Raw genomic sequence first — 20575 nt, forward strand, 5'->3', positions numbered from 1 at the left:
CTCAATCCTCAATCCTCAATCCTCAATCCTCAATCCTCAATCCTCACCCCTCAATCCTCAATCCGCTCCAACCCCTCCGCGCTTCGATCCGCGACCCCAGCCCACGCCCCCGCCGCCAACCCCAACTCCGCGATCTCCTCCACCGTCAACGGCTGCAAGCGCGCACACAAGGCATCGAGCTCATCCCACGCGCCACGCTCGAGCGCTTCGACCGCCGTCAGCAGCAACCCCAGCACGCCTTGTCGATGCAAGATGCCCGCCTGAATCGGCCGCGACAGCGTCAGCACATTCAACGTGCTTTCGAGCGAACCACCAAACACCGCATCGACAAACGAAAACACGCCGGTCAGAAACGCCGCATCGGCTTCGTCACGGCCGGCTTCAGGCAAGCGTTCGATTGCCAGTTCCATGAACCGCGCCCGGGTCGCCGCGAGCTGCAGTAGAGGATCGTCCTCAAGCGCGACCTTGCGGCCGTCGGCATACAACAGCAATTGCGTCCAGCGCGCGATTCGGTTCGTGCCGGTCGCGTTGATCGCTTCACGCAGTGTCGTCACCTTGTGACCGACCGCGAGGCCGCTCGAATTCGCGAGCTTCATCAAATGCATGACCAGCACCGGATTCAGCTTGAGTTCGGCTTCGAGTTGCGCGACGGTCGGGTCGCCCGACAGCAGTTGCAGCAGGTTCAGTAACGCATGCCGCGGCGCGCTGACACGCCGCGTCGTCGAGGTCTGCGCACGCGCGAAGAAGTAGCCCTGGAAGCGGTCGAAACCGAGACCATGCGCCTCTTCGAAATCGCTCTGCGCATCGAGACCCAGCGCAATCAACAGCTTGCCCGCCGACTTGAGCACGCTCGCCAATTTGGGCAACAGCGCTTTCGGCGCGTGCGTGAAATCGATCTTGACCACTTCCGCGTAGGGCAGCAGCTTCGCAAACGTTTCATCGGGCTGCCTCACTTCATCGAGTACGAAGCGATAGCGCCGGCCGTGCAATTGAACGATACGCGCGATCAGCGCATCGTCGACCTGAATCGACGGCGACAGTTCGAACATGAAGCGGTCAGTGGGCAGATGCAGGATCGAGTCGTCGAACAGCATCTCGCGGTTTACATCGACGTAAGCGGGATGCCCGGTGAGCGCACCGCGCACATTGCCCTGCATCAGACCGCGAAGCACCGCTCGCGCCACGCGCTGCGCCGGCTCGGGCGCGCGGCCCGGCAAGGCATCGGCGTCTGCATCCCGACCCGCAGGGGGATGAGACGCAACCGCCGCGTCTGCATCAGATTCAGCGCCCGCTGGCAAATCAGGCGCGCGCACTTTGATCTCATAGCCGCACAGCATGCCGTCACGATTCAGAATCGGCTGACGCGCGAAGCTCACGTTTAGTTGCGCATCGTCCGCGGCACCTGTCTGGCCGGGATTCTCGATCGCGATGGTGGTCATTCCAATCCCCCGCTAAGCGCCGCCCAGGCGCTTCCTGCTGTATTTTGGTTTTCGCTGCACCCTTTTTTCGCCGCACATAGAGCGTGCGTACGAGGCCCCAAGGCCCGTGGCATCTATGATGTGCCTACGATGCGCCAGGCAATTTTATCGCAGGCCGCCGCGCGCGGACATGTCAACGCCGCAATATCTCGAAATAATTGGATACATGTCTCGCTGAAGGCCAGGCAAGAATCGACGATACTCTTGTGCAGTGCAAAAGCGTTCCACCACCGACCTTTAACCAACAAGGAAAATCATGGACGTCAAAAGCGTGCTGTCAAATGCCTTCGCGATGCCAATCACGAGCCCGGCATTTCCGATGGGCCCGTATCGTTTCATCGACCGGGAATTCCTGATCATCACTTACCGCACCGATCCGGACAAATTGCGTGCCGTGGTGCCCGAGCCGCTCCAGATCGGCGAGCCGCTGGTGCATTACGAATTCATTCGCATGCCGGATTCGACCGGTTTCGGCGACTACACGGAAAGCGGCCAGGTGATCCCGGTGTCGTACAACGGTGTCGCGGGAGGCTACACGCTGGCCATGTATCTGGACGACCATCCGCCGATCGCCGGCGGCCGCGAATTGTGGGGCTTTCCGAAGAAGCTCGCGAAGCCCGTGCTCGAAGTGCACACCGACACCCTGGTCGGCACGCTCGATTACGGTCCGATTCGCATCGCCACCGGCACGATGGGCTACAAGCATCGGCAACTGGATCTCGCGCAGCAGCAGAAACGCCTGGAAGCGCCGAACTTCCTGCTGAAGGTGATTCCGCACGTGGACGGCACGCCGCGCATTTGCGAACTGGTGCGCTACTACCTGCAGGACGTCACCCTCAAAGGTGCATGGACGGGCCCCGCCTCGCTCGAACTGGCACACCATGCGCTAGCGCCGGTCGCGGAACTGCCGGTGCTCGAAATCGTCGAAGCGCGGCATCTGATGGCTGATCTGACGCTCGGACTGGGTGAGGTCGTGTTCGACTATCTCGATCAGCCCACGGCCAACATTCGTTGAGCGACCGTCGCGGCGCGGCGTGCATGAAGCGCCTGAAGCGTATGAAGCAATGCGCCGGACCTACGTGAAATAGACGACGCTTCAAGCACCGCCCAAAATGCAAACGGCCGCATCAGCGGCCGTTTGCATCGAGCAAAACCAGTCAGGCAAAGCCCACAACGCCTTACTTCAACACGACCTTCACGTCGAAGTACTTCGCCGCGAAGCGGTCGATCGTGCCGTCGGCCTTCAGTTCCTTGAGCGCCTGGTTCAACGCGTCCTTCAACGCCTTGTCGCCCTTGCGGATGCCGAAGCCCACGCCCGCGCCGAGCAGCTTCTCGTCGGTGACGGCCGGGCCGGCGAATTCGAAGCCCGCACCTTGCGGCTTCTTCAGAAAGCCCTTCGAAGCCGCTTCCGCGTCCTGGAACGCGGCGTCCAGACGACCCGACGCGAGGTCGGCGTAGATCTGGTCCTGCGTCTGATACGGCACGACGTCCACACCCGCCGGCGCCCAGCGCGCCTTCGCATAGGTTTCCTGAATCGTGCCTTGCAGCACGCCGACGTGCTTACCCTTGAGCGAGGCCGGCGTAGGCAGCAGACCACTGCCCTTCTTCGCGATCATCTGATTCGGGATCGTGTAGATCGGATCGGTGAATTCGATGGCCTGGCGGCGCTGGTCCGTGATCGTCATGTCCGAGTTGATCGCGTTGAACTTGCGCGCTTCCAACGCCGGAATCAGGCCGTCAAACGAATTCTCGACCCACACGCACTTCGCCTTCAGCTTTGCGCAGACCGCATTGCCGATGTCGATATCGAAACCTTGCAGTTCGCCCGACGGCGACTTCGATTCGAACGGCGCATACGACGCCTCGACGCCGAAACGCACTTCCTTGATATCCGCCGCTGTTGCGGATCCTGCCGTTACCGTTGCCGTCGCGAACAGCGCGAGCGCAGCCATGTTTCGCCAATTCATCTTCATTACGGGTGTTCCTCTACGGTATTGAATAAGACGGAGCCGAATCCGGGCCAGCATGATTGCCGCGCCAAAAAACCGATTCAAACTCGTGCGGCCGGTGTGGTGCAGCGCAACAGCCGCGAGGGCGCGATTGTACAGGCTTCGAATCGCGGCCCTGTGGGCGCCCCTTTGCCCGGCTCGTTGGCAGTAGCGGGTCACGCGCGCTTGAAGGTGCAACTTTGTGTCGCGTTCAGACAAGCCGGCGCGCGGTCCAATGCACGTTAGACCGCGCCGTCGCCCGCCGCGAAATCGCTGCCGAGCCGCTGCGACAGATGCGTGTAGACCGCCGCGACATGCGGCAGATGACGCGACTCGGGATGCGCCAGCACCCAGACCTGCGATTCGGCTTCGTCGAGCGGCGAGGTCAATTGCACGAGATCGTCGCGCCCGCGCGCGAGGAACGTCGGCAAGATGCCGACGCCGAAGCCGCGCACCACCAACTCGAACACCGCCATCACGCTATTGGTCTTGTACCGCGGCTCGACCGTCGGACAATGCCGTTTGCGCCACAGAACCGAAGGATGATCGCCGAGCGAACTGTCCGGCGCCGCCCAATCGCAGCGCGACAGCGCATCGGCATCGCTCGCCTGGATACCGCTCCTCTTCGCGGTAAACACGGCGATGCGCAGCGGGCCCACATGTTTGCCGACCAGGTGGTCCGGTGCACGGCGCGTGGCGCGCACCGCGATATCGGCGTCGCGTTTGGTCAGGCTCGCAAGGCTGTTGGTGGCGGTCAATTCGAACGACAAGGCCGGATGCAGTGCCGCGAAATCATGCAGCGCGGGCAGCAGGAGGCCGTAGAGCACGGTATCGGTGGTCGTCACGTGAACAGCGCCGCTGACACGGTCACTGCTTGCCTGGACGGTGGAGCGCGCCGCCGCGAGCTCGCTTTCGATGCGCTCGGCATGGCGCGCCAGTTGCGCACCGAGCGGGGTCGCGCGATAACCGCTGCGCGAGCGCTCGAACAGACGCTGCCCGAGCCCGCGTTCGATCCGCTGCACCGAGCGAAAAATCGTCGAGGCGTCGATACCCAGGCGCTGTGCGGCTTCAGCCAGGGTGCCCGCGCGCACCAGCGCAAGAATGGTCTGGGTATCCGCCGAAGTCAGTTCGTATTGCGTTTTTGCACGCATGGTTTGGCAAGCCGCCTGTTTATTCTGAATGCGATCCGAGGTACTTTTACCACATCGACTTGTCGGCCGACGAGCCTTGCCACCGGCACCTGCCGGGACTTCACTCTCGTTTATAGCGGTGACACCATGAAACTCTACTACTCACCGGGCGCCTGCTCGCTGGCCGTTCACATTGCCCTGCGCGAAGCCGGGCTCGACTTCGAAACCGTCAAGGTCAATCTGCAAACGCACCGGCTCACCAATGGCGACGATTACTACGCGATCTCACCGCGCGGCTACGTGCCTCTCATCGAATTCGACGACGGCTCGCGCCACACCGAGGGCGCCGCGCTGTTGCAATGCATCGCCGATCTTGCGCCGGAGCGCGCCCTGTTACCGCCCGCCGGAACGCCGCGACGGCTCGAGGCGGTCGCATGGCTCACCTACATCAGCACAGAGTTGCACAAGACCTTCAGCCCGTGGCTCTGGCATCAGGAGACAGCCGAATCGACGAAGCTCGAATGCCGCACGAAACTCGCCACGCGCTTCGGCGAACTCGAGGGCGTGCTCACGTCGCGCGACTATCTCGCCGGGCAGTACTCGGTCGCCGATGCGTACGCGTTCACGGTGCTGAGCTGGGCGCGCATGCTGTCGGTGGATCTGAGCCCGTATCCGAACCTCACCGCGTATCTGGCGCGCGTGGCAGCACGGCCGAAGGTGCGTGAGGCGATGGTGGCGGAAGGACTGGTCAGGGAGAGCGCGGCGCAAGCCGCTTAAGCGGTAGGGTATGAGACGTTGCGCGCCAAGGCGCGCAACGTTCTGCCCTGCAACGACGCGGCTAAACGAGGCGGGACAGCGTGTCCTGCGTGGTCTCGACCACCAGCAGCCCCGCGCGCAAGCCCGGCTTGACCGTTGCGTTCGGAAACACGAGACGTTCCTCATCGTGACGCACGGTGTAGCGATAGTCGCCGTCGCGCGCAAGCACGGTGTCCTTCACGAAGGGCGTGAAATTCGGCACATCTGCCGCGACCAGTAATTCGAATGCGTCGCTTTGCTTGGTGAGCTGGTCGATCACGGTGAACACGCGCGGCATCGCCGCGGGCACGCCGCCGTGTGCTGTACCGGCCAGTAGACGACGCAGCGCCTCGTCCGCGCTGGCGAAACGCGTCAGGTCGTTCTGGCCGAACGGGCGCACCTTGCCGAGTTCGAGGGTACACGCTTGCGCGCCACATGCCTGCGCGGTGAAGTGCGAGTACGTGTTGCCCTTGGTGGTGTGCAGCAGAACCGCGCTAATGCGCGCTTCGCCGAGCCACTCGAACATGGCGCGCGAAAACGGTGTGCCGGTATGCGGCAACAAGGCAAATTGCTCGAAAGCCGACGGGCGGATCGCCGTATGCATGTCGATATGCCAACGTGCGCCGGGTTCGTCCGACGCAGCGCCGAAGAAACGCATTGCCGCCTGCTCCAATGCCGCGGCACGTGGCGCTTCGTGGCTGTGCGGCACCTGCGTATGACGGCCGCTGAAAAGACGGTTCAGATCGTCGTCGCGATAACGGCACGCATCGCGCATTGCATCGACGTTACCGAGAATCACCAGCAGGCGGCAGGTCAAGACTGCATCGCCCCGCGCGATATCGCGCACCAGATACGACAGCAGTTCAATTGGCGCGGTTTCATCGCCATGCACGCCGGCAGAGACGAGCACACTGCGCGTGCCCTCATCCTGCACCGCGGGCTCCATGAGCAGGACGCCGTCGTCGAGCCACGACCAACGCACGCCGCTGTGGGCACACTCACCCTGCGTGTCCTGCGTGCCAGGCCGCGTCCTCGCCAGCGTGTAGGCGAGGAAATCGTCGAGCATCGAAACCGGCATGCCGTGCTCAGCGCTGGAAGTCATACAGCGAGCCCAGACCGAGAATCTGCGTCAATTCGTCGAGTGCGGTGCGCGACTCGGCGAGCAATTGCGGATCGGTCAGATCGGACGGCGCGAGACGATCGCGATAGTGCTTTTCGATCCACGCGTCGAGGCGGCCGAACAGGTTGTCGTTGATCCACACGCCAGGCGTCACCGCCGCACGCTCCGCATCGTTCAACACCACGCGCAGACGCAGACATGCCGGACCGCCGCCGTTTTTCATGCTTTCGCGCAGGTCGAACACGAGCACGTCGTCAATCGGACCCGTGTGCGAGGTCAGATCGTCCAGATAGGCGCCCACGCGAGCGTTCTCGCGGCATTCCTGCGGCACCACCAGCACCTGCTTGCCATCCGGGCGCGTCAACAACTGGCTGTTGAACAGGTACGACGTAACTGCGTCAGCCACGCTCACCTGCGCGTCCGGCACTTCGATCACATTGAACTCGGCTTTCAGCCCGGAGAGCTTCGTGCGCAGTTCGTCATACACCGCGTTCTGTTCGACAAACGCGAGTTGATGGCAGAACAGCGTATTACGATTGCCGACCGCGATCACGTCGTTATGGAACACGCCCGCGTCGATCACGTCCGGGTTCTGCTGCGCGTACACGGTGCCCGCTTCTTTCAGGCCGTGCCGATGCGCAACCGCGCGGCTCGCCTCGAAAGTCTGACGTGCCGGAAAACGCTTCGGCTCCGGCCCACGGCGATATTCACTGCGGCCGTACACGAAGAATTCGACGCCCCGTGTGCCATATTCCGAGCAGAAACGCGTGTGGTTCGCCGCGCCTTCGTCGCCGAGCGCCGGCGTACCAGGCAGCGCTTCATGCACCGCGAAACGATCCGCGTCGCTGAAAATCGCGCGTAGCGTGCGGCGCGTCGATTCATGCTCGATCGCACGATGCAGCTTGCTGCACAGATTGGCCGGCGTGAAATGCACGCGGCCGTCGTGCGTGTCGGCTGAGGGACTCACCGTCGCCGCGTTCGCGGTCCACATCGCAGAAGCCGAGCTCGCCGCGGCCAGCAACTCGGGCGCGTCTTTGGCCACGCGTGCGATCACCGTCGCGTCGTCGCCCGAAAAACCGAGTTCGCGCAAGAGACGCATCGAAGGACGCTCCTGCGGCGGCAACACGCCCTGATGAAAGCCGAGGTCGGCCAACTGCTTCATCTTACGCAGGCCCTGCTTGGCAGCAGCCTTCGGATTCGCAACCGACTTCTCGTTGTTCTGCGACGCGACGTTGCCGAACGAGAGCCCCGCGTAATTGTGGGTCGGGCCGACGAGACCGTCGAAATTGGCTTCAGTGGCTTGCATCGTCGATCCTTAGAATTGAAGGCCCGGCGAGACGCTCGCGGGCATTTGCAGTTGCGCGCTTTCGACGGACGCCATCGGATACGCGCAGTAGTCGGCCGCGTAGAACGCGCTCGGCCGGTGATTGCCCGAACGCCCCGGGCCACCGAACGGCGCGCCCGACGATGCGCCGTTAGTCGGCCGGTTCCAGTTGACGATGCCCGCACGGATGGTGCGCTGGAAATGCGCCCACAGCGCTTCGTCGTCGGCGAGCAGGCCGGCTGAAAGGCCGAATTCGGTATCGTTGGCTTTGTCCAGCGCTTCGTCGAATGTGCTGTAGCGAATGATCTGCGCCAGCGGTCCGAAATGCTCTTCGTCCGGCAGGTCCTTCACGGCGGTTACATCGAGAATCGCGGGCGTGACGAAGCCGAGTTCCGGATCGCGCTGCTCCATTTTCAGCAGCGCTTTCGCGCCGTCGGCCAGCAGACGCTCTTGCGCCGCGACCAGACGCGAAGCCGCACGCGCGGAAATCACCGCGCCCATGAACGGCTGCGGATCGGCGTTGTATTCGCCCACGCTGATACGCGAAGTCAGTTCGGTCAGGCGTTCCACGAAGCGGTCGCCAAACGCGTCGTTCGGCACGAAAATACGGCGCGCGCAGGTGCAACGCTGCCCTGCCGACAGAAACGCCGACTGAATTGTGTGATGCACGGCGGCGTCGACATCCGCCACGGGTCCGATCACGAGCGGATTGTTGCCGCCCATCTCCAACGCGAGGACGATCTCCGGGCGGCCGCCGAACTGCTTGTGCAGCAATGTTCCGGTATCCGAACTACCCGTGAAGAACAGGCCGTCGATCTGCCGGTGGTTGGCGAGCGCAATACCCGTCTCTTTCTCGCCTTGCACGAGGTTCAGCACGCCAGCGGGCAAGCCTGCATCGTGCCAGATCTGCACAGTAAGCTTAGCCACGCCCGGCGCGAGTTCGGACGGTTTGAACACCACCGCATTGCCCGCGATCAGCGCCGGCACGATATGCCCGTTCGGCAGATGCCCCGGGAAGTTATACGGCCCGAACACCGCGACCACGCCATGCGGACGATGCCGAAGCACGGCAGTGCCGTCAGCCATCGGCGAACGCTTTTCACCAGTGCGCTCGTTGTAGGCCTGAATCGAAATCTCGACTTTCGCCGCCATCGAAGCCGCTTCAGTGCGCGCTTCCCACAGCGGCTTACCCGTCTCGCGGCCGATCGCTTCGGCAAGCGCTTCCTTGCGTTCCGTCACGAGCGCGGCGAAGCGGCGTACCACGCCGCAACGTTCGTCGAGACTCAGCGCCGACCATGCGGAGAACGCACGTCGTGCGCTGCGCACCGCCCGGTCGACGTCGGCCGCCGAAGCGCTGTTGCCTTCCCAAACCGTCGCGCCCGTACCCGGGTTGCGCGACGCGAATGCGGGTCCTGTGCCGGCGGCCCATTCGCCGTCGATGAAAAGCTCGCTCATGATCATCCTTGTTTGTGTTTCAGCGGCAGTACCCGCACCGGGTCGCCTGCCTTGACGTCGAGCGCGGCCGCTTCGGCTGCGCTCATGCGGAACACGCCGTCTTGCGGCACGCCCGCGGCCACGCCCACGCGAAAATCGCCCAACGACGTATTCGATACCATCGAACGGGGTGCATCCTGCGGGGCGCCCACCGGCACATCGGCGATTTCCACCCGCGCCACCACGCTCTCGCGCACGGTGCGCAAGTCGGCGATATGGCATTCGAGCACCGGGCCCGCGTCGAAGATATCGACGTGATTCTCGTAGCGCAGCCCCTCGGATTCGAGCATGCGGCGCGCCGGAATCGTGTCGTTATGCGTCAGGCCGACGCATTCCTGCGCTTCTTCCGGCAACAGTTCGACATACACCGGATAACGCGGCATCAGCTCGGCGAGAAACGCCTTGCGGCCGTGCGAGCTCAGATAGTCCGCCGCGTTGAAATCGATCTGGTAGAAATGCGAGCCCACCGCGCGCCAGAACGGCGAGGTGCCTTCCGCGTCGAAATGGCCGCGCAATTCCGCGCACAACCGCTGCGGGAAACGCTCGCGGAATTGCGCAAGAAACATGAAGCGCGAACGCGACAGCAAACCGCCGACGCCGCTCGTGCGATAACGCGGGCTCAGGAACAGCGAGCACACTTCGGCATAACCCGTGAGGTCATGCGAAATGTTCAGCGCGCGCATGCGCGTCCAGATGCCGAGGTCCTGGCTCGCGTGCACGACCGTGCTCACGCGGTAGTTGTAGAACGGCTGCTGGAGGCCGACCGACGTTTCGATCCCGCATACGCCGGCCACGTCGCCGGTGTCGGTATCTTCCATCACGAAGAAGTAGCCGGCTTCGTGCGGCTCGGCCTTGTCTTCCATCGTGCGGCGCGCACGTTCAACGCGCGCCGCGAGTGCATCGCGATCCGGCTTGAACGTGGTGAGACCGGGACCGGTCTCCTGCGCGAGCCGCATGAGCGCGTCCACATCGCCTCGTTGCACAACGCGAACGACGATCATTGTGCGTCTCCCGAAAATTCTTCCTGATGCGGCTGGTGCAAGGGCACGCAGCGTACCGTGTCGCCCTCCGTCACGCCGAGCGCGGCACGCGCCGCATGCGACAACGACGCGCCAGTTGTTTTACCGCCGACCAAGGTCCCGAGCACACAGCGGAACTCGCCGTCCGCACCGTTATGCGCGATCAGATACGTCGAGCCGTCGGCAGCCGTGCCGGCTTCGCGCACCAGGCGTGTTTCATTGCGCGTCACGCAGGCACTGCGATCGACCTGCGCCGTCAGCACCGGACCCGCGTCGAAAATATCGATAAAGCGATCCGTCTCGAAGCCCTCTTCGAGGTGAATCTCATACGCGAGCAGCGCCTTCGAATCCGGCTCGCCGAGCACACGCTGCGCCGCTTCCGGCAGCAACGGCACGTAGATCGGATAGGTCGGCATCACTTCGGCGATAAAGGTGCGGCTGCGGCCACCCGATTCGATTTCGATGTCGGCGAAGTTGCGGCCGAAGAACTTGCGCCCCACCGCCTCCCAGAACGGCGACACGCCTGAGTCGTCGGTGACGCCGAGCAGCAGCGAGAACACTTCCGGCGTGAAGCGCTTGCGATTCGCGGCGATATACATCATCCGCGCCCGCGACATCAATTGCGCGGCCGCATCGCCACGCAGCGACGGGTCGATGTAAAAACCCGCCAGCCGGCTCTTGCCGGTTAATTCGTGCGACATGGTCAGCGCGTGAATCTTGCGATTCACGTGCAACTCACGCGACGCATGAATCAGCGCGTCGTTGCGAAACGCGTAGAACGGGTCCGAATAACCGGCGGCGGCGACAATGCTCGCCGTACCCATCAGCTTGCCGCTCTCCGCATCTTCGAGCACGAACAGGTAGAACTCCTCGCCCGGAAAATCGACATCCGCGCGAAATGAGTCTTCCGACAACGCGACGCGCGCTTCGAGCGCACGCCGGTCGTGCGGCAGCGAATGCAGCACCGGTTGCGCGGTGCGCGCCATGTGTTCGAGCGCATCGAGATCGGCGAGGCGGCCGGGGCGTACGAAGAGCATCATCGTTCCTGTTGAATGTGACGCATGATTCAGTGCTTTAGCTCAGCGCCGTGGTTCACTTCGACGCCGTTTCGGCTTTCGCGCCGACGATCTCTTCGATCGCCTTCGCCAGACGCGCGAAGCCTTCGTACATATCGTCGAGCGGCATGATCAGCGAGGGCACGAAACGCAGCACGTCCGGACCGGCCATCAGCATGATCACGCCGTGCTGACCCGCGGCCGTGACGAAATCTTTCGCGCGGCCTTTGAACGCATCGGTCAATTCGGCACCGATCAACAGGCCCTTGCCACGCACTTCCGTGAACAGACCAAAGCGTTCGTTCAGCTTGGCGAGTTGACCCTTCAATGCTTCGCTGCGAGTACGCACGCCTTCGAGCAGCTTCGAATCGCTGACCAACTCGACCACCTTCTCGGCGATTGCCGAGGCGAGCGGATTGCCGCCGTAGGTCGTGCCATGCACGCCGACCTTGAAGTGCGCGGCCAGTTCGTTGGTGGTCAGCATCGCGCCGATCGGGAAGCCGTTGCCGAGCGCCTTCGCGGTGGTCAGGATGTCCGGCGTGACGCCGGTGTCCTGGTACGCGTAGAAATGACCGCTGCGGCCCACGCCCGTTTGTACCTCGTCAAAAATCAGCAGTGCGCCGTGCTCGTCGCACGCTTCGCGCAGCGCCTTCAGGAACGCCGGATCGGCCGGGATCACGCCGCCCTCGCCCTGGATCGGCTCGACGATCACCGCGCAGGTTTTCGCGCCGATCGCCTGCTTCGCCGCTTCGATATCGTTGTAAGGCAAATGGATGATGCCGGCCGGCACCGGACCGAAGCCTTCCGAATACTTCGGCTGGCCGCCGACGCTCACGGTGAAGAACGTGCGGCCATGGAACGACTGCGTGAACGAGATGATTTCGACTTTATCCGCGCCATGGCGCTCGAACGCGACGCGGCGTGCCAGCTTCAATGCCGCTTCGTTCGCTTCCGCGCCCGAGTTGGCGAAGAAGGCGCGGTCGGCGAAGGTCAGGTCTTCGAGACGTTTGGCGAGGCGCAGCACCGGCTCGTTGGTGTAACCATTGCCGATGTGCCACAGCTTGCCGCCCTGTTCATGCAGCACTTTCAACAGCTCAGGATGCCCATGACCAAGCGCGGTGACGGCGATACCGCCGGCGAAGTCGATATAGTCGCGGCCCTGCGTATCCCAGACGCGCGAACCGAGACCGCGATCCGGTACGAAGGCGGCGGGCGAAAACACCGGCACCATGACTTCGTCGAAGGTCTGGCGTGTCACTGTCAGGTCGTTCATGGCAAATCCTCGTTACAGGTGAGAGGTAATACACGTAGTGTAGGAAACCGCACGCGATACGTCTTGCGCATACGCGACGCTTTCTATGAGCTTCCAGGCGGGTTTGGCGCAAGTGGGCCGCGCACGCCGCGCTTTACGCCCGTTCGTGGTGCTCAATCCGCCTGGTCGGGCCGTTCGATCAACGCAGCCGGCCGCGGCTCGCTGGCCGCGGCGCCGCTTGCGCCGGTTTGCTTGTCGATCCAGTTACGACGATCCTCGCGTGGCGTGACATCAAAGCGTTCGCGGTAAGCATTCGAAAAGTGCGCCGCCGACGAAAATCCGCAGGCCAGGCTGATCTGCACCACCGATTTGCTGGTGCGCTGCAATTGCGTGCGCGCTTTTGAAAGCCGCAGGCCGAGATAGTATTTGGACGGCATCGAGCCGAGATACTGGCGGAACAGCCGCTCCAGCTGACGCCGCGATACGCCGACGAGACCCGCAATTTCATCGGTGGTCAGCGGGTCCTCGATATTCGCTTCCATCAGCATCAGCGCGTCGTTCAGACGCGGATGGCGCTCACCCGGCGCGGTCACGAACGGAATGCGCTGCCGTTCTTCACCCGCGCGCAACACGCCGACGCCCAGCGTATCGGCAATCCGGTCCGCCAACTCCGGCCCGTGATCGCGGCCGATCATGGCGAGCATGAAGTCGACCGTTGCCTGACCGCCCGCGCAGGTGGCGCGATCACGGTCGATTTCGAAGATCTGCTGGGTGACGATCGAGCGCTCGAACTGCTCGGAGAACTGCTGATAGGTTTCCCAGTTGACGCTCACGCGATAGCCGGACAATTGCCCGGCCATGGCGAGCCACCAGACACCGTGATGAATGCCCGTCACGAGCGGCGTGCGCTGTCCGACGCGCGAAAGACTCGCGAGAAACAGGCGATAGTCCGCGAATTGCTGGAACCGTTCGCTGACGATGATCAGCCAGTCGCACGAAATCGCGTCGCCGAACGCGGCGTCGGCCGGCCATTGCGCACCGCCCGACAAAGGCACCGCGCGGCCGTCCCACGAACACACCTGTACGCGGTACAAGGCTCGGCCGTCGATTTCGTTGGCGAGATTGAGCGCGTCGACGATCGGCCCGACGCCCGACATCGACACCGGCGGCAAGGCGACGATGGCGACCTGCGTGGTGCGAGCCGGGTTGGACGTGCGAGCCATCGCTTATCAGTAAGACGCGAGCCGCGCGTTACTTCAGGCTGCCGGACAGGAACTGCTTGAGCCGTTCGCTGCGCGGCGTGGTCAGCACCTCGGCGGGCAAGCCCTCTTCTTCGGTGCGGCCCTGGTGGAGGAACATCACGTGATTCGAGACGTTGCGCGCGAAACCCATTTCGTGCGTGACGACGATCATCGTACGGCCTTCTTCGGCGAGCTTCTGCATGACCTTCAGCACTTCGCCGACCAGTTCGGGGTCGAGCGCGGAGGTCGGCTCGTCGAACAGCATAACGTCAGGGTCCATCGCCAATGCACGCGCAATGGCCACGCGTTGCTGCTGACCGCCCGACAGATGCGACGGATACTGTTTTTCCAGACGCGGTGCGAGACCCACCTTCTCGAGATATTCACGTGCGCGCTCTTCGGCTTCGCGACGCGACAGACCTAGCACATGAATCGGCGCTTCGACGATGTTCTCGATCACGTTCATGTGCGCCCACAAGTTGAAGTGCTGGAACACCATCGCGAGTTTCGTGCGGATGCGTTGCAGCTGCTTGTGATCGGCCACTTCCAGATTGCCGGCGCGGTCGGGTTTGGTCTTGACCGTTTCGCCATCGACGACGATCTGCCCCGCGTTCGGCCGCTCCAGAAAATTGATGCAGCGCAGGAAGGTGCTCTTGCCCGACCCGCTCGCGCCGATGATGCTGATCACGTCGCCCTTGTTCGCGTTCAGCGACACGCCCTTGAGCACTTCATTGTCGCCGTAGCGCTTGTGGATGTCCTGAACGGCGAGCTTGCAAGCTTCGGTTTGAGTCGTGTGGAGCAAGATGCTCTCCCTTTGAAAATACGGATCAATCTAGGTGACGGCGCGGACCGGCCGCGCCGCTGCAACGAAACATGCCTGCTCAGTGCGTGCGCACCGCCAGGTAACCCAGCCAGTGACGCTCGGCGCGGCGGAACAGGGCCACCAGCGCGAACGACACCACGAGGTAAATCAGCGCGGCGAGGCCGAATGCGTCGAACGACTGATACGTGGCGGAATTCGCATCGCGCGCCACCTTCAGGATGTCCGGCACCGTGGCCGTGAACGCGACCGTGGTGGCGTGCAGCATCAGGATCACTTCGTTACTGTACAACGGGAGCGCCCGGCGCAGCGCGGACGGTATCACAATGCGCCGGTACATCGTGAACCAGCTCATGCCGTAGGCACGGGCCGCTTCCACTTCACCGTGTGAAGTCGAACGGATCGCGCCGGCGAAAATCTCGGTGGTGTACGCGCAGGTGTTCAGTGCGAAGGCGAGAATCGCGCAGTGAAAGCCGCTGCGGAAAAACGCGTCGAGCAACTCATGCGAGCGCACGAATTCGAGGCTGTACATGCCGGTATAGATCAGCAGCAGTTGCACGTACAGCGGCGTACCGCGAAACACGTAGGTGTAGAGACGCACCGGCGTCGACAGCCAGCGCTTCTTCGACACGCGCGCCACCGCGAGCGGAATCGCCATGAAAAAGCCGATCCCGATCGACGCCACCAGCAGCCACAGCGTGACCGCCAGACCGGACATACGCTGACCGTCCCAGTAGAGGAATGCGCGCCAGAATTGATTGAGAATGTCGATCATGGTCTTAGAGCTCCGCGTGGCGCACGCCGATCGAATAGCGCTTTTCCAGCCAGATCAGCACGAGGTTCGACGCGGTGGTGATCGCCAGATAGATCAGCGCGGCGACCAGAATGAAGAAGAACATGTTGAAGGTGCTCTTGCCGGCGTCCTGGGCGGCTTTGACGACATCGGCGAGACCGATGATCGACACCAGCGCCGTGGCCTTGACCAGCACCTGCCAGTTGTTGCCGATGCCCGGCAGGGCGAAGCGCATCATCTGCGGAAAGAGGATGCGCCTGAACACCCGCGCGCCGCTCATGCCGTACGCACTGCCCGCTTCGAGCTGGCCGCGCGGCACCGCCAGAAACGCGCCGCGGAAGGTTTCGGTGAAGTACGCGCCGTAGATGAAACCGAGCGTCAGCACGCCGGCCACGAACGGATCGATATCGAACTGGGGCAAATCGAGGGCGTCGGTGAGATTGTTGACCGCGATCTGGATGCTGTAGAACAGCAGCAGCATCAGCACGAGGTCGGGCACTGAGCGGATCAGCGTCGTATAGCCGGTTGCGATCGCTCTGAGCGGGCGGTTGAACGAGAGTTTCGCCGCCGCGCCCGCGAGGCCGAGCAGCACGGAGGCTGCCAGCGACAGGACGGACAGCTCGATCGTCTGGATCGTGCCGGCCAGCAACACCGGACCAAAGCCGTAAAGGAACACGCGTGTCTCCATCCAGGATTTATTGAGGATGTCATGGATGGGGGCGGGTTAGGCCTGCCCGACTCATCCTGCATGGCGCGGAGTCTCGCAAGCGGAAATTATTTTCTCAAAGAGAAGTCGGGGGAATGTTGCTGTGCAGCAATTGGGGTTTTGGTGCGGCTTGGGGCTGGCAGGGCTTGGTTTTGGGGGGCGTGTGGTTTTGTAAGGTTGGGAGCGGGTTGTGGGCGACGCCGCGATTTAGCAAGTTTTGGGTCGCTTTTTCGATAGCCCTCGGTGGAGGTTTTTGCCTGCTCGGCGCTTTTTCTGTGTGCCTGCGGTGTTGGCCTTTCCTTGGGCTGATTGCCTGCGCGGCGCTTTTTCTGTGTGCCTGCGGCGTTGGCCTTTCCTTGTTTCCTTATCGGTCTATTAGCGTTGCCCCTGTGCGGGGCGGCACTCACTTCTCTTTGCCGGCCGCAAAGAGAAGTAAGCAAGAGAAAGCGGCTCACACCGCTAATTCTTAAGCGGCTCCCCCGCGCAGCCACGGTAGTGGTGCATCTGGAATCCGTGCCCTCGCACATTCGGCGTGAGTGACAAAGGTGTCATCCGCTCCCACTCCGCACTGCGTGCGTCGCGGACCGGTCTGCATGGGAAACCTTGGGGCTTCGGTTACGCGCAGCGGGAGCCATCGGCTTCGCCTCGGCGAGGCGCCGAATGCGCAAACACGATGGGATTCTGGAAGTGCCTCCAAGCCGAGTAAAGCAGGATCGCGAAAACGCAACCGGTGGTTTAGTGAAGTACCCTTCGGCGCGCGCAGCGCCGCCGGAAGTAAGACGCCCTTGTCACTCACGCCGAATGTGCGAGAGCACGGATTCCAGATGCACCACTACCTCCTCCAAGCCAGGGGACCCGCTTATGAGCTAGCGGTTTGAGCCGCTTTCTTTTGCCTACTTTTCTTTGCGGCAAGCAAAGAAAAGTAGGTGCCCCCCCGCACAGGGGGAACGCTAATGGACCAATAAGAACACAAGGAAAGGCCAACGCCGCAGGCACACAGTAAAAGCGCCGCGCAGGCAAACAAAGCCCCTCATTCAATCCCTAATCGAGCCCGAATAGAGGGCAACATAAACTCCACCGCCGCACGCCCCTCCTCAATCGCCGGCCCCGCCCGATGAAAATCAAAAATCCCCATCCCCCCCAGCCGCGGCTGAATCAAAATATCCGCCGGTTCACCAGCAAGGCGACTCCGCGTAATCCGCACCTGCATGATGTCAATACTCTGCGCGATCGAACTCAGCATCGACGGCACGCGCGTACTCGGCGCCGGCGGCACCCGCACATCATCAGAAGCGCTGCCCTCAGCAGGCGCCAGCCACGGTGGCCACGGCTTACCGTTACGACGCAATGAAACCGGCGGCGGCGCAGTCGCATCGAGCGCAGGCGTCTCGACCACCGCGCCGCCGAAATCGCGGCCATTCAGAATATCGTTGTTCAGATCGACCGCGATCACGCAGTCCGCCCGCATCCCGCGCGCCACGGAGACCGGCACCGGATTGCTCAAGCCGCCATCCACCAGCCACACACCGTTGTGAAATACCGGCGTGAAAATCCCCGGAATCGCAATCGAGGCACGCACCGCGTCGACCACGCTGCCATCCTGCAACCAGGTCTCGCGGCCCGAATCGAGCTCGGTCGCCACCGCCGCGAACGGCATGTTCAACTGGGCGATCGAGCGGCCGTTGAATTTGTCCGCGAAAATCTGGATCACCTTGCGCCCGCCAAGCAATCCGCCCGACAACCGCAAATCGAGCAGCCGCACCACCGTTTGCCAGGTCAGCCGCGAAACCCACTCCTCCAGCCAGTCAAGGTCGCCGTTCGCGTAGACCGCGCCCACCAGTGCGCCGATCGACGTGCCGCACACCACATCCGGCTTGATGCCCGCATCGTGCAACGCGCGAATCGCGCCGATATGCGCCCAACCACGTGCAGCACCGCCACCCAAGACCAGCCCGATACGGCTGTATCGACGTCGATGTATCATCTGTTCCCTGCCTTTTCTCCGCTATCGCCCACGTATCACATCCGAGCGCGATGTCGTGTACACCTTCTGATACTGATCGAAGTGCACGTTGAAAATGCCTTCTTCGGTCACGCCGCCCTCGCGCCACTTCCAGCTCCACACGGTTTCCGGCTTGAGCGGAAACACGGCAACCTGGCCAGGCTTGCCAAGCAGGCGGCGCACCTCGTCCTCAGTCATGCCGATGCGAATCTTGCCGAAGTTCTCGGCGGTCAGCACCTGCGTGATAGCTTGCAATTTGCCGTCACGGTCGATATCGACCATGTACGTGTTCAGTCCTTGCGGGCCACGCGGATATTCAAAGCGCTTCGAGCCGTCGGTAAACGTGCGCTCGGTTTCCGGCTTGCCCATCTGATCGCGAATCTGCGCCTCGGTCGTGATGCCGGGCGTCATATTCTTGAGCAACAACGCATCCGGCTTGACGGCGTTAAAGAATTCCTTGAGTTTTTGCACGGCACGGTCGCTCTGTTGGTCGTCGCAACCGGTCAGCGCAACGCACGCGGCCAGCATCGCGACGGTAAGCAGTTTGAGGCTCACAGCGAGTTTCCTGTTCGGATGCGAAGCGGCAATCCGCGCGCATCCCGTTGTGTTGGGTGTGTCCTCCAAGGGGACTTCCTTCGGACGCCCCCCAAGGGGCTTTCCTCTGGGGCGCCCTACAGGATAACCGCGCACGGAAAAATCCGCGAGCGAGGGCGGCAAGGGGCATAAGCCGTTATGCGGAATGGTTTTGCGGCTGAAGGGGGCGAAACCCGCGAAAACGGGCGCCACAAGCAAAAAGGCGACGCTGTGCAAAGCGCCGCCAGAATCGGTCGATACGGTCAACCGGAAACGGGATAACGGCCAAATAGCCCAATGGCCCAATGGCCGCCTGAAGCGAAACACCGTGGACGGCGCGCAGCGGTCCGGTTCCGGGCGAAGCGGTGAGAGACCTTGGCCTCTGACCTTGCGCCATCGCCGGAATGGCAGACCGCTGCTTGTCTGGCCGCCCTGGTCCCTCGATAAGCCTTCCAAGTGCAGCTAATCTAAACGGATTGGCAGACTTAGACGAGAGCGCGTTTACACCGAATCGGCAGATGATTTGCGGTCCGCGGCATTGGCTTTGCAGCCGGCCCGCGCAGTGCCGGCGCGGCTCGTCTCACGCACGGACAAACGCGGCGAACCCCGCACGCCCCGCCCCTTGCAGCACCGAATCGTTCTGTGGCGTATGAATCCGCGCGCATAGCACGTCGCGATAGTGCCGCTCGAGCGGATTGTCACGACTCAAACCGGGATTGCCGCTCGCCTCGATCGCCAGTTGAACCGCCTCGATTGCCTGATTCGTCACCGTGTATTTGACAAGCGGCGCTTCGTCCAGCTTCACGCGTTCACCATGAGCGCTCGCATCGAGCAACGCGCGATTGCTGAACAGCAGCGCGTCGATGCGCCCGAGCGTCTGCTGGAACGCAGGCAGGCTCGCAAGCGGCACGCCAAGATTGCCCGGTGTGCGCCCGGCGGCCCATTGCGCGAACCAGTCGCGCGCGGCCCGCGCAACACCGTCATATACCGCGGACAACAACACGCTCATCCACGCCAAGCCGAGCGCGTCGAGTCCGGCACCCGCCTCGCCCGGCAGATGCACGTCAACCGCATGAGCGCTCGGCACGAACACGTTGTCGAACACGAGTTCGTGACTGCCCGTCGCGCGCATCCCGAGATGATTCCACTCGCTGCCGACCCGCACGCCGGGTGTGTCGCGACGCACCAGCCACACGCCGACACGCGGCGGCGTCTCGTCGCTGCGCGCCCACACCGCAAGCCACGTGAGGCCGGGGCTGCCGGTCGAGTACAGCTTGCTGCCGTCGATGATCCAGCCGTCGGCGCTGCGCTTCGCGATCGTCGACGGCAAGCCGCCGCGCGCCGGCGTACCCAGCTCGGGCTCGACGCGCAGCGAGTTGATCAACGCGCCATCGCGCACCGCATCGCGCGCCACGCGTTCACGCAGTTCGACAGGCCAATACGGGTTGCCCTGCAAGCGATGATGAAACAGGTATTGCATCACCAGTACCAGCGCCGTGGACGGCTCGCCGCGCGCCACCGCGCGCACCGCTTTCAAGGCCTGCGGCAAGCTCGCGCCAGCACCGCCAAGCGATGCGGGCACGGTCAATGAGAGCAGATCGAATTCGTGCAGGCGCGCCAGATTGGCGTGCGGAAACTCCGCCGTGCGGTCGTAGTGAGCCGCGCTGTCCGCGAACTCGCTCGTGAGCCGTGCGAGCAGCGCGTCGAACGCATCGCTATCGAGCGGCGGATGACGGCGCGTCACCGCGCTTTCGGCAATCGGGGCGTTCATACAAGGACTCCGGC

At 63.0% G+C, this 20575-nt stretch carries 18 protein-coding genes; 2 read left to right on the plus strand and 16 right to left on the minus strand.

Annotated features, from left to right (window positions below; translation table 11 throughout):
* Positions 1–50: 50 nt before the first annotated feature.
* Positions 51–1439: an EAL and HDOD domain-containing protein gene (locus KHO23_RS28800; protein WP_211615515.1), complete on the minus strand. Its 1389-nt coding sequence runs from the start codon at positions 1437–1439 to the stop codon at positions 51–53.
* A gap of 295 nt (positions 1440–1734) precedes the next feature.
* Between KHO23_RS28800 and KHO23_RS28805 the strand changes: the two genes are divergently transcribed.
* Positions 1735–2493: an acetoacetate decarboxylase gene (locus KHO23_RS28805; protein ID WP_211615517.1), complete on the plus strand. Its 759-nt coding sequence runs from the start codon at positions 1735–1737 to the stop codon at positions 2491–2493.
* A 163-nt stretch (positions 2494–2656) separates the two neighbouring features.
* Here KHO23_RS28805 and KHO23_RS28810 read toward each other — a convergent pair whose 3' ends face one another.
* Complete coding sequence (locus tag KHO23_RS28810) at positions 2657–3451, minus strand: ABC transporter substrate-binding protein (RefSeq protein WP_211615519.1); 795 nt, start codon at positions 3449–3451, stop codon at positions 2657–2659.
* Between the two features lie 257 nt (positions 3452–3708).
* Positions 3709–4617, minus strand: coding sequence for a LysR family transcriptional regulator (locus KHO23_RS28815; protein WP_211615520.1), 909 nt, complete (start codon positions 4615–4617; stop codon positions 3709–3711).
* 126 nt (positions 4618–4743) lie between these two features.
* Here KHO23_RS28815 and gstA point away from each other — a divergent pair, with 126 nt between their 5' ends.
* Positions 4744–5373 carry a glutathione transferase GstA gene (gene gstA, locus KHO23_RS28820; RefSeq protein WP_211615522.1) on the plus strand — a complete coding sequence of 210 codons (630 nt, stop codon included), beginning with the start codon at positions 4744–4746 and terminating at the stop codon, positions 5371–5373.
* 61 nt (positions 5374–5434) lie between these two features.
* Here gstA and astE read toward each other — a convergent pair whose 3' ends face one another.
* The 13 genes from astE to KHO23_RS28885 form a co-directional block, all read right to left on the minus strand.
* A complete protein-coding gene (gene astE / locus KHO23_RS28825) occupies positions 5435–6493 on the minus strand; it encodes a succinylglutamate desuccinylase (RefSeq protein ID WP_236067025.1) in 1059 nt (352 codons plus the stop codon).
* Entirely contained in the window at positions 6477–7817 is a 1341-nt protein-coding gene (astB, locus tag KHO23_RS28830; RefSeq protein WP_211615524.1) for an N-succinylarginine dihydrolase, read from the minus strand. The genes astE and astB overlap by 17 nt, the downstream gene beginning before the upstream one ends.
* Positions 7818–7826: 9 nt before the next feature.
* The gene (gene astD, locus KHO23_RS28835) at positions 7827–9290 is read right to left on the minus strand and encodes a succinylglutamate-semialdehyde dehydrogenase (RefSeq protein WP_211615526.1); all 1464 of its coding nucleotides are present in this window, start codon (positions 9288–9290) and stop codon (positions 7827–7829) included.
* Positions 9291–9292: 2 nt separating this feature from the next.
* A complete protein-coding gene (astA, locus tag KHO23_RS28840; protein ID WP_211615528.1) occupies positions 9293–10330 on the minus strand; it encodes an arginine N-succinyltransferase in 1038 nt (345 codons plus the stop codon).
* Positions 10327–11385, minus strand: a complete 1059-nt coding sequence (aruF, locus tag KHO23_RS28845; RefSeq protein WP_211615615.1) for an arginine/ornithine succinyltransferase subunit alpha — start codon at positions 11383–11385, stop codon at positions 10327–10329. The genes astA and aruF overlap by 4 nt, the downstream gene beginning before the upstream one ends.
* A 55-nt stretch (positions 11386–11440) precedes the next feature.
* Positions 11441–12676 carry an aspartate aminotransferase family protein gene (locus tag KHO23_RS28850; protein WP_211615530.1) on the minus strand — a complete coding sequence of 412 codons (1236 nt, stop codon included), beginning with the start codon at positions 12674–12676 and terminating at the stop codon, positions 11441–11443.
* 152 nt (positions 12677–12828) lie between these two features.
* Complete coding sequence (locus KHO23_RS28855; RefSeq protein WP_211615532.1) at positions 12829–13878, minus strand: GlxA family transcriptional regulator; 1050 nt, start codon at positions 13876–13878, stop codon at positions 12829–12831.
* A 28-nt stretch (positions 13879–13906) separates the two neighbouring features.
* The gene (locus tag KHO23_RS28860) at positions 13907–14698 is read right to left on the minus strand and encodes an ABC transporter ATP-binding protein (RefSeq protein ID WP_211615534.1); all 792 of its coding nucleotides are present in this window, start codon (positions 14696–14698) and stop codon (positions 13907–13909) included.
* A gap of 79 nt (positions 14699–14777) precedes the next feature.
* Entirely contained in the window at positions 14778–15491 is a 714-nt protein-coding gene (locus KHO23_RS28865; protein ID WP_153136318.1) for an ABC transporter permease, read from the minus strand.
* A 4-nt stretch (positions 15492–15495) separates the two neighbouring features.
* A complete protein-coding gene (locus KHO23_RS28870) occupies positions 15496–16185 on the minus strand; it encodes an ABC transporter permease (protein ID WP_211615536.1) in 690 nt (229 codons plus the stop codon).
* Between the two features lie 1060 nt (positions 16186–17245).
* Complete coding sequence (locus KHO23_RS28875; protein WP_211615538.1) at positions 17246–18199, minus strand: patatin-like phospholipase family protein; 954 nt, start codon at positions 18197–18199, stop codon at positions 17246–17248.
* A gap of 21 nt (positions 18200–18220) precedes the next feature.
* Positions 18221–18772 (minus strand): outer membrane protein assembly factor BamE domain-containing protein, encoded by a 552-nt coding sequence (gene bamE, locus KHO23_RS28880; RefSeq protein WP_211615540.1) that lies wholly within the window; start codon positions 18770–18772, stop codon positions 18221–18223.
* A gap of 598 nt (positions 18773–19370) precedes the next feature.
* Positions 19371–20561: an acyl-CoA dehydrogenase family protein gene (locus tag KHO23_RS28885; RefSeq protein WP_211615541.1), complete on the minus strand. Its 1191-nt coding sequence runs from the start codon at positions 20559–20561 to the stop codon at positions 19371–19373.
* Positions 20562–20575: the final 14 nt, after the last annotated feature.

Source organism: Paraburkholderia haematera, assembly GCF_905220975.1.
Classification (GTDB): Bacteria; Pseudomonadota; Gammaproteobacteria; order Burkholderiales; family Burkholderiaceae; genus Paraburkholderia; species Paraburkholderia haematera.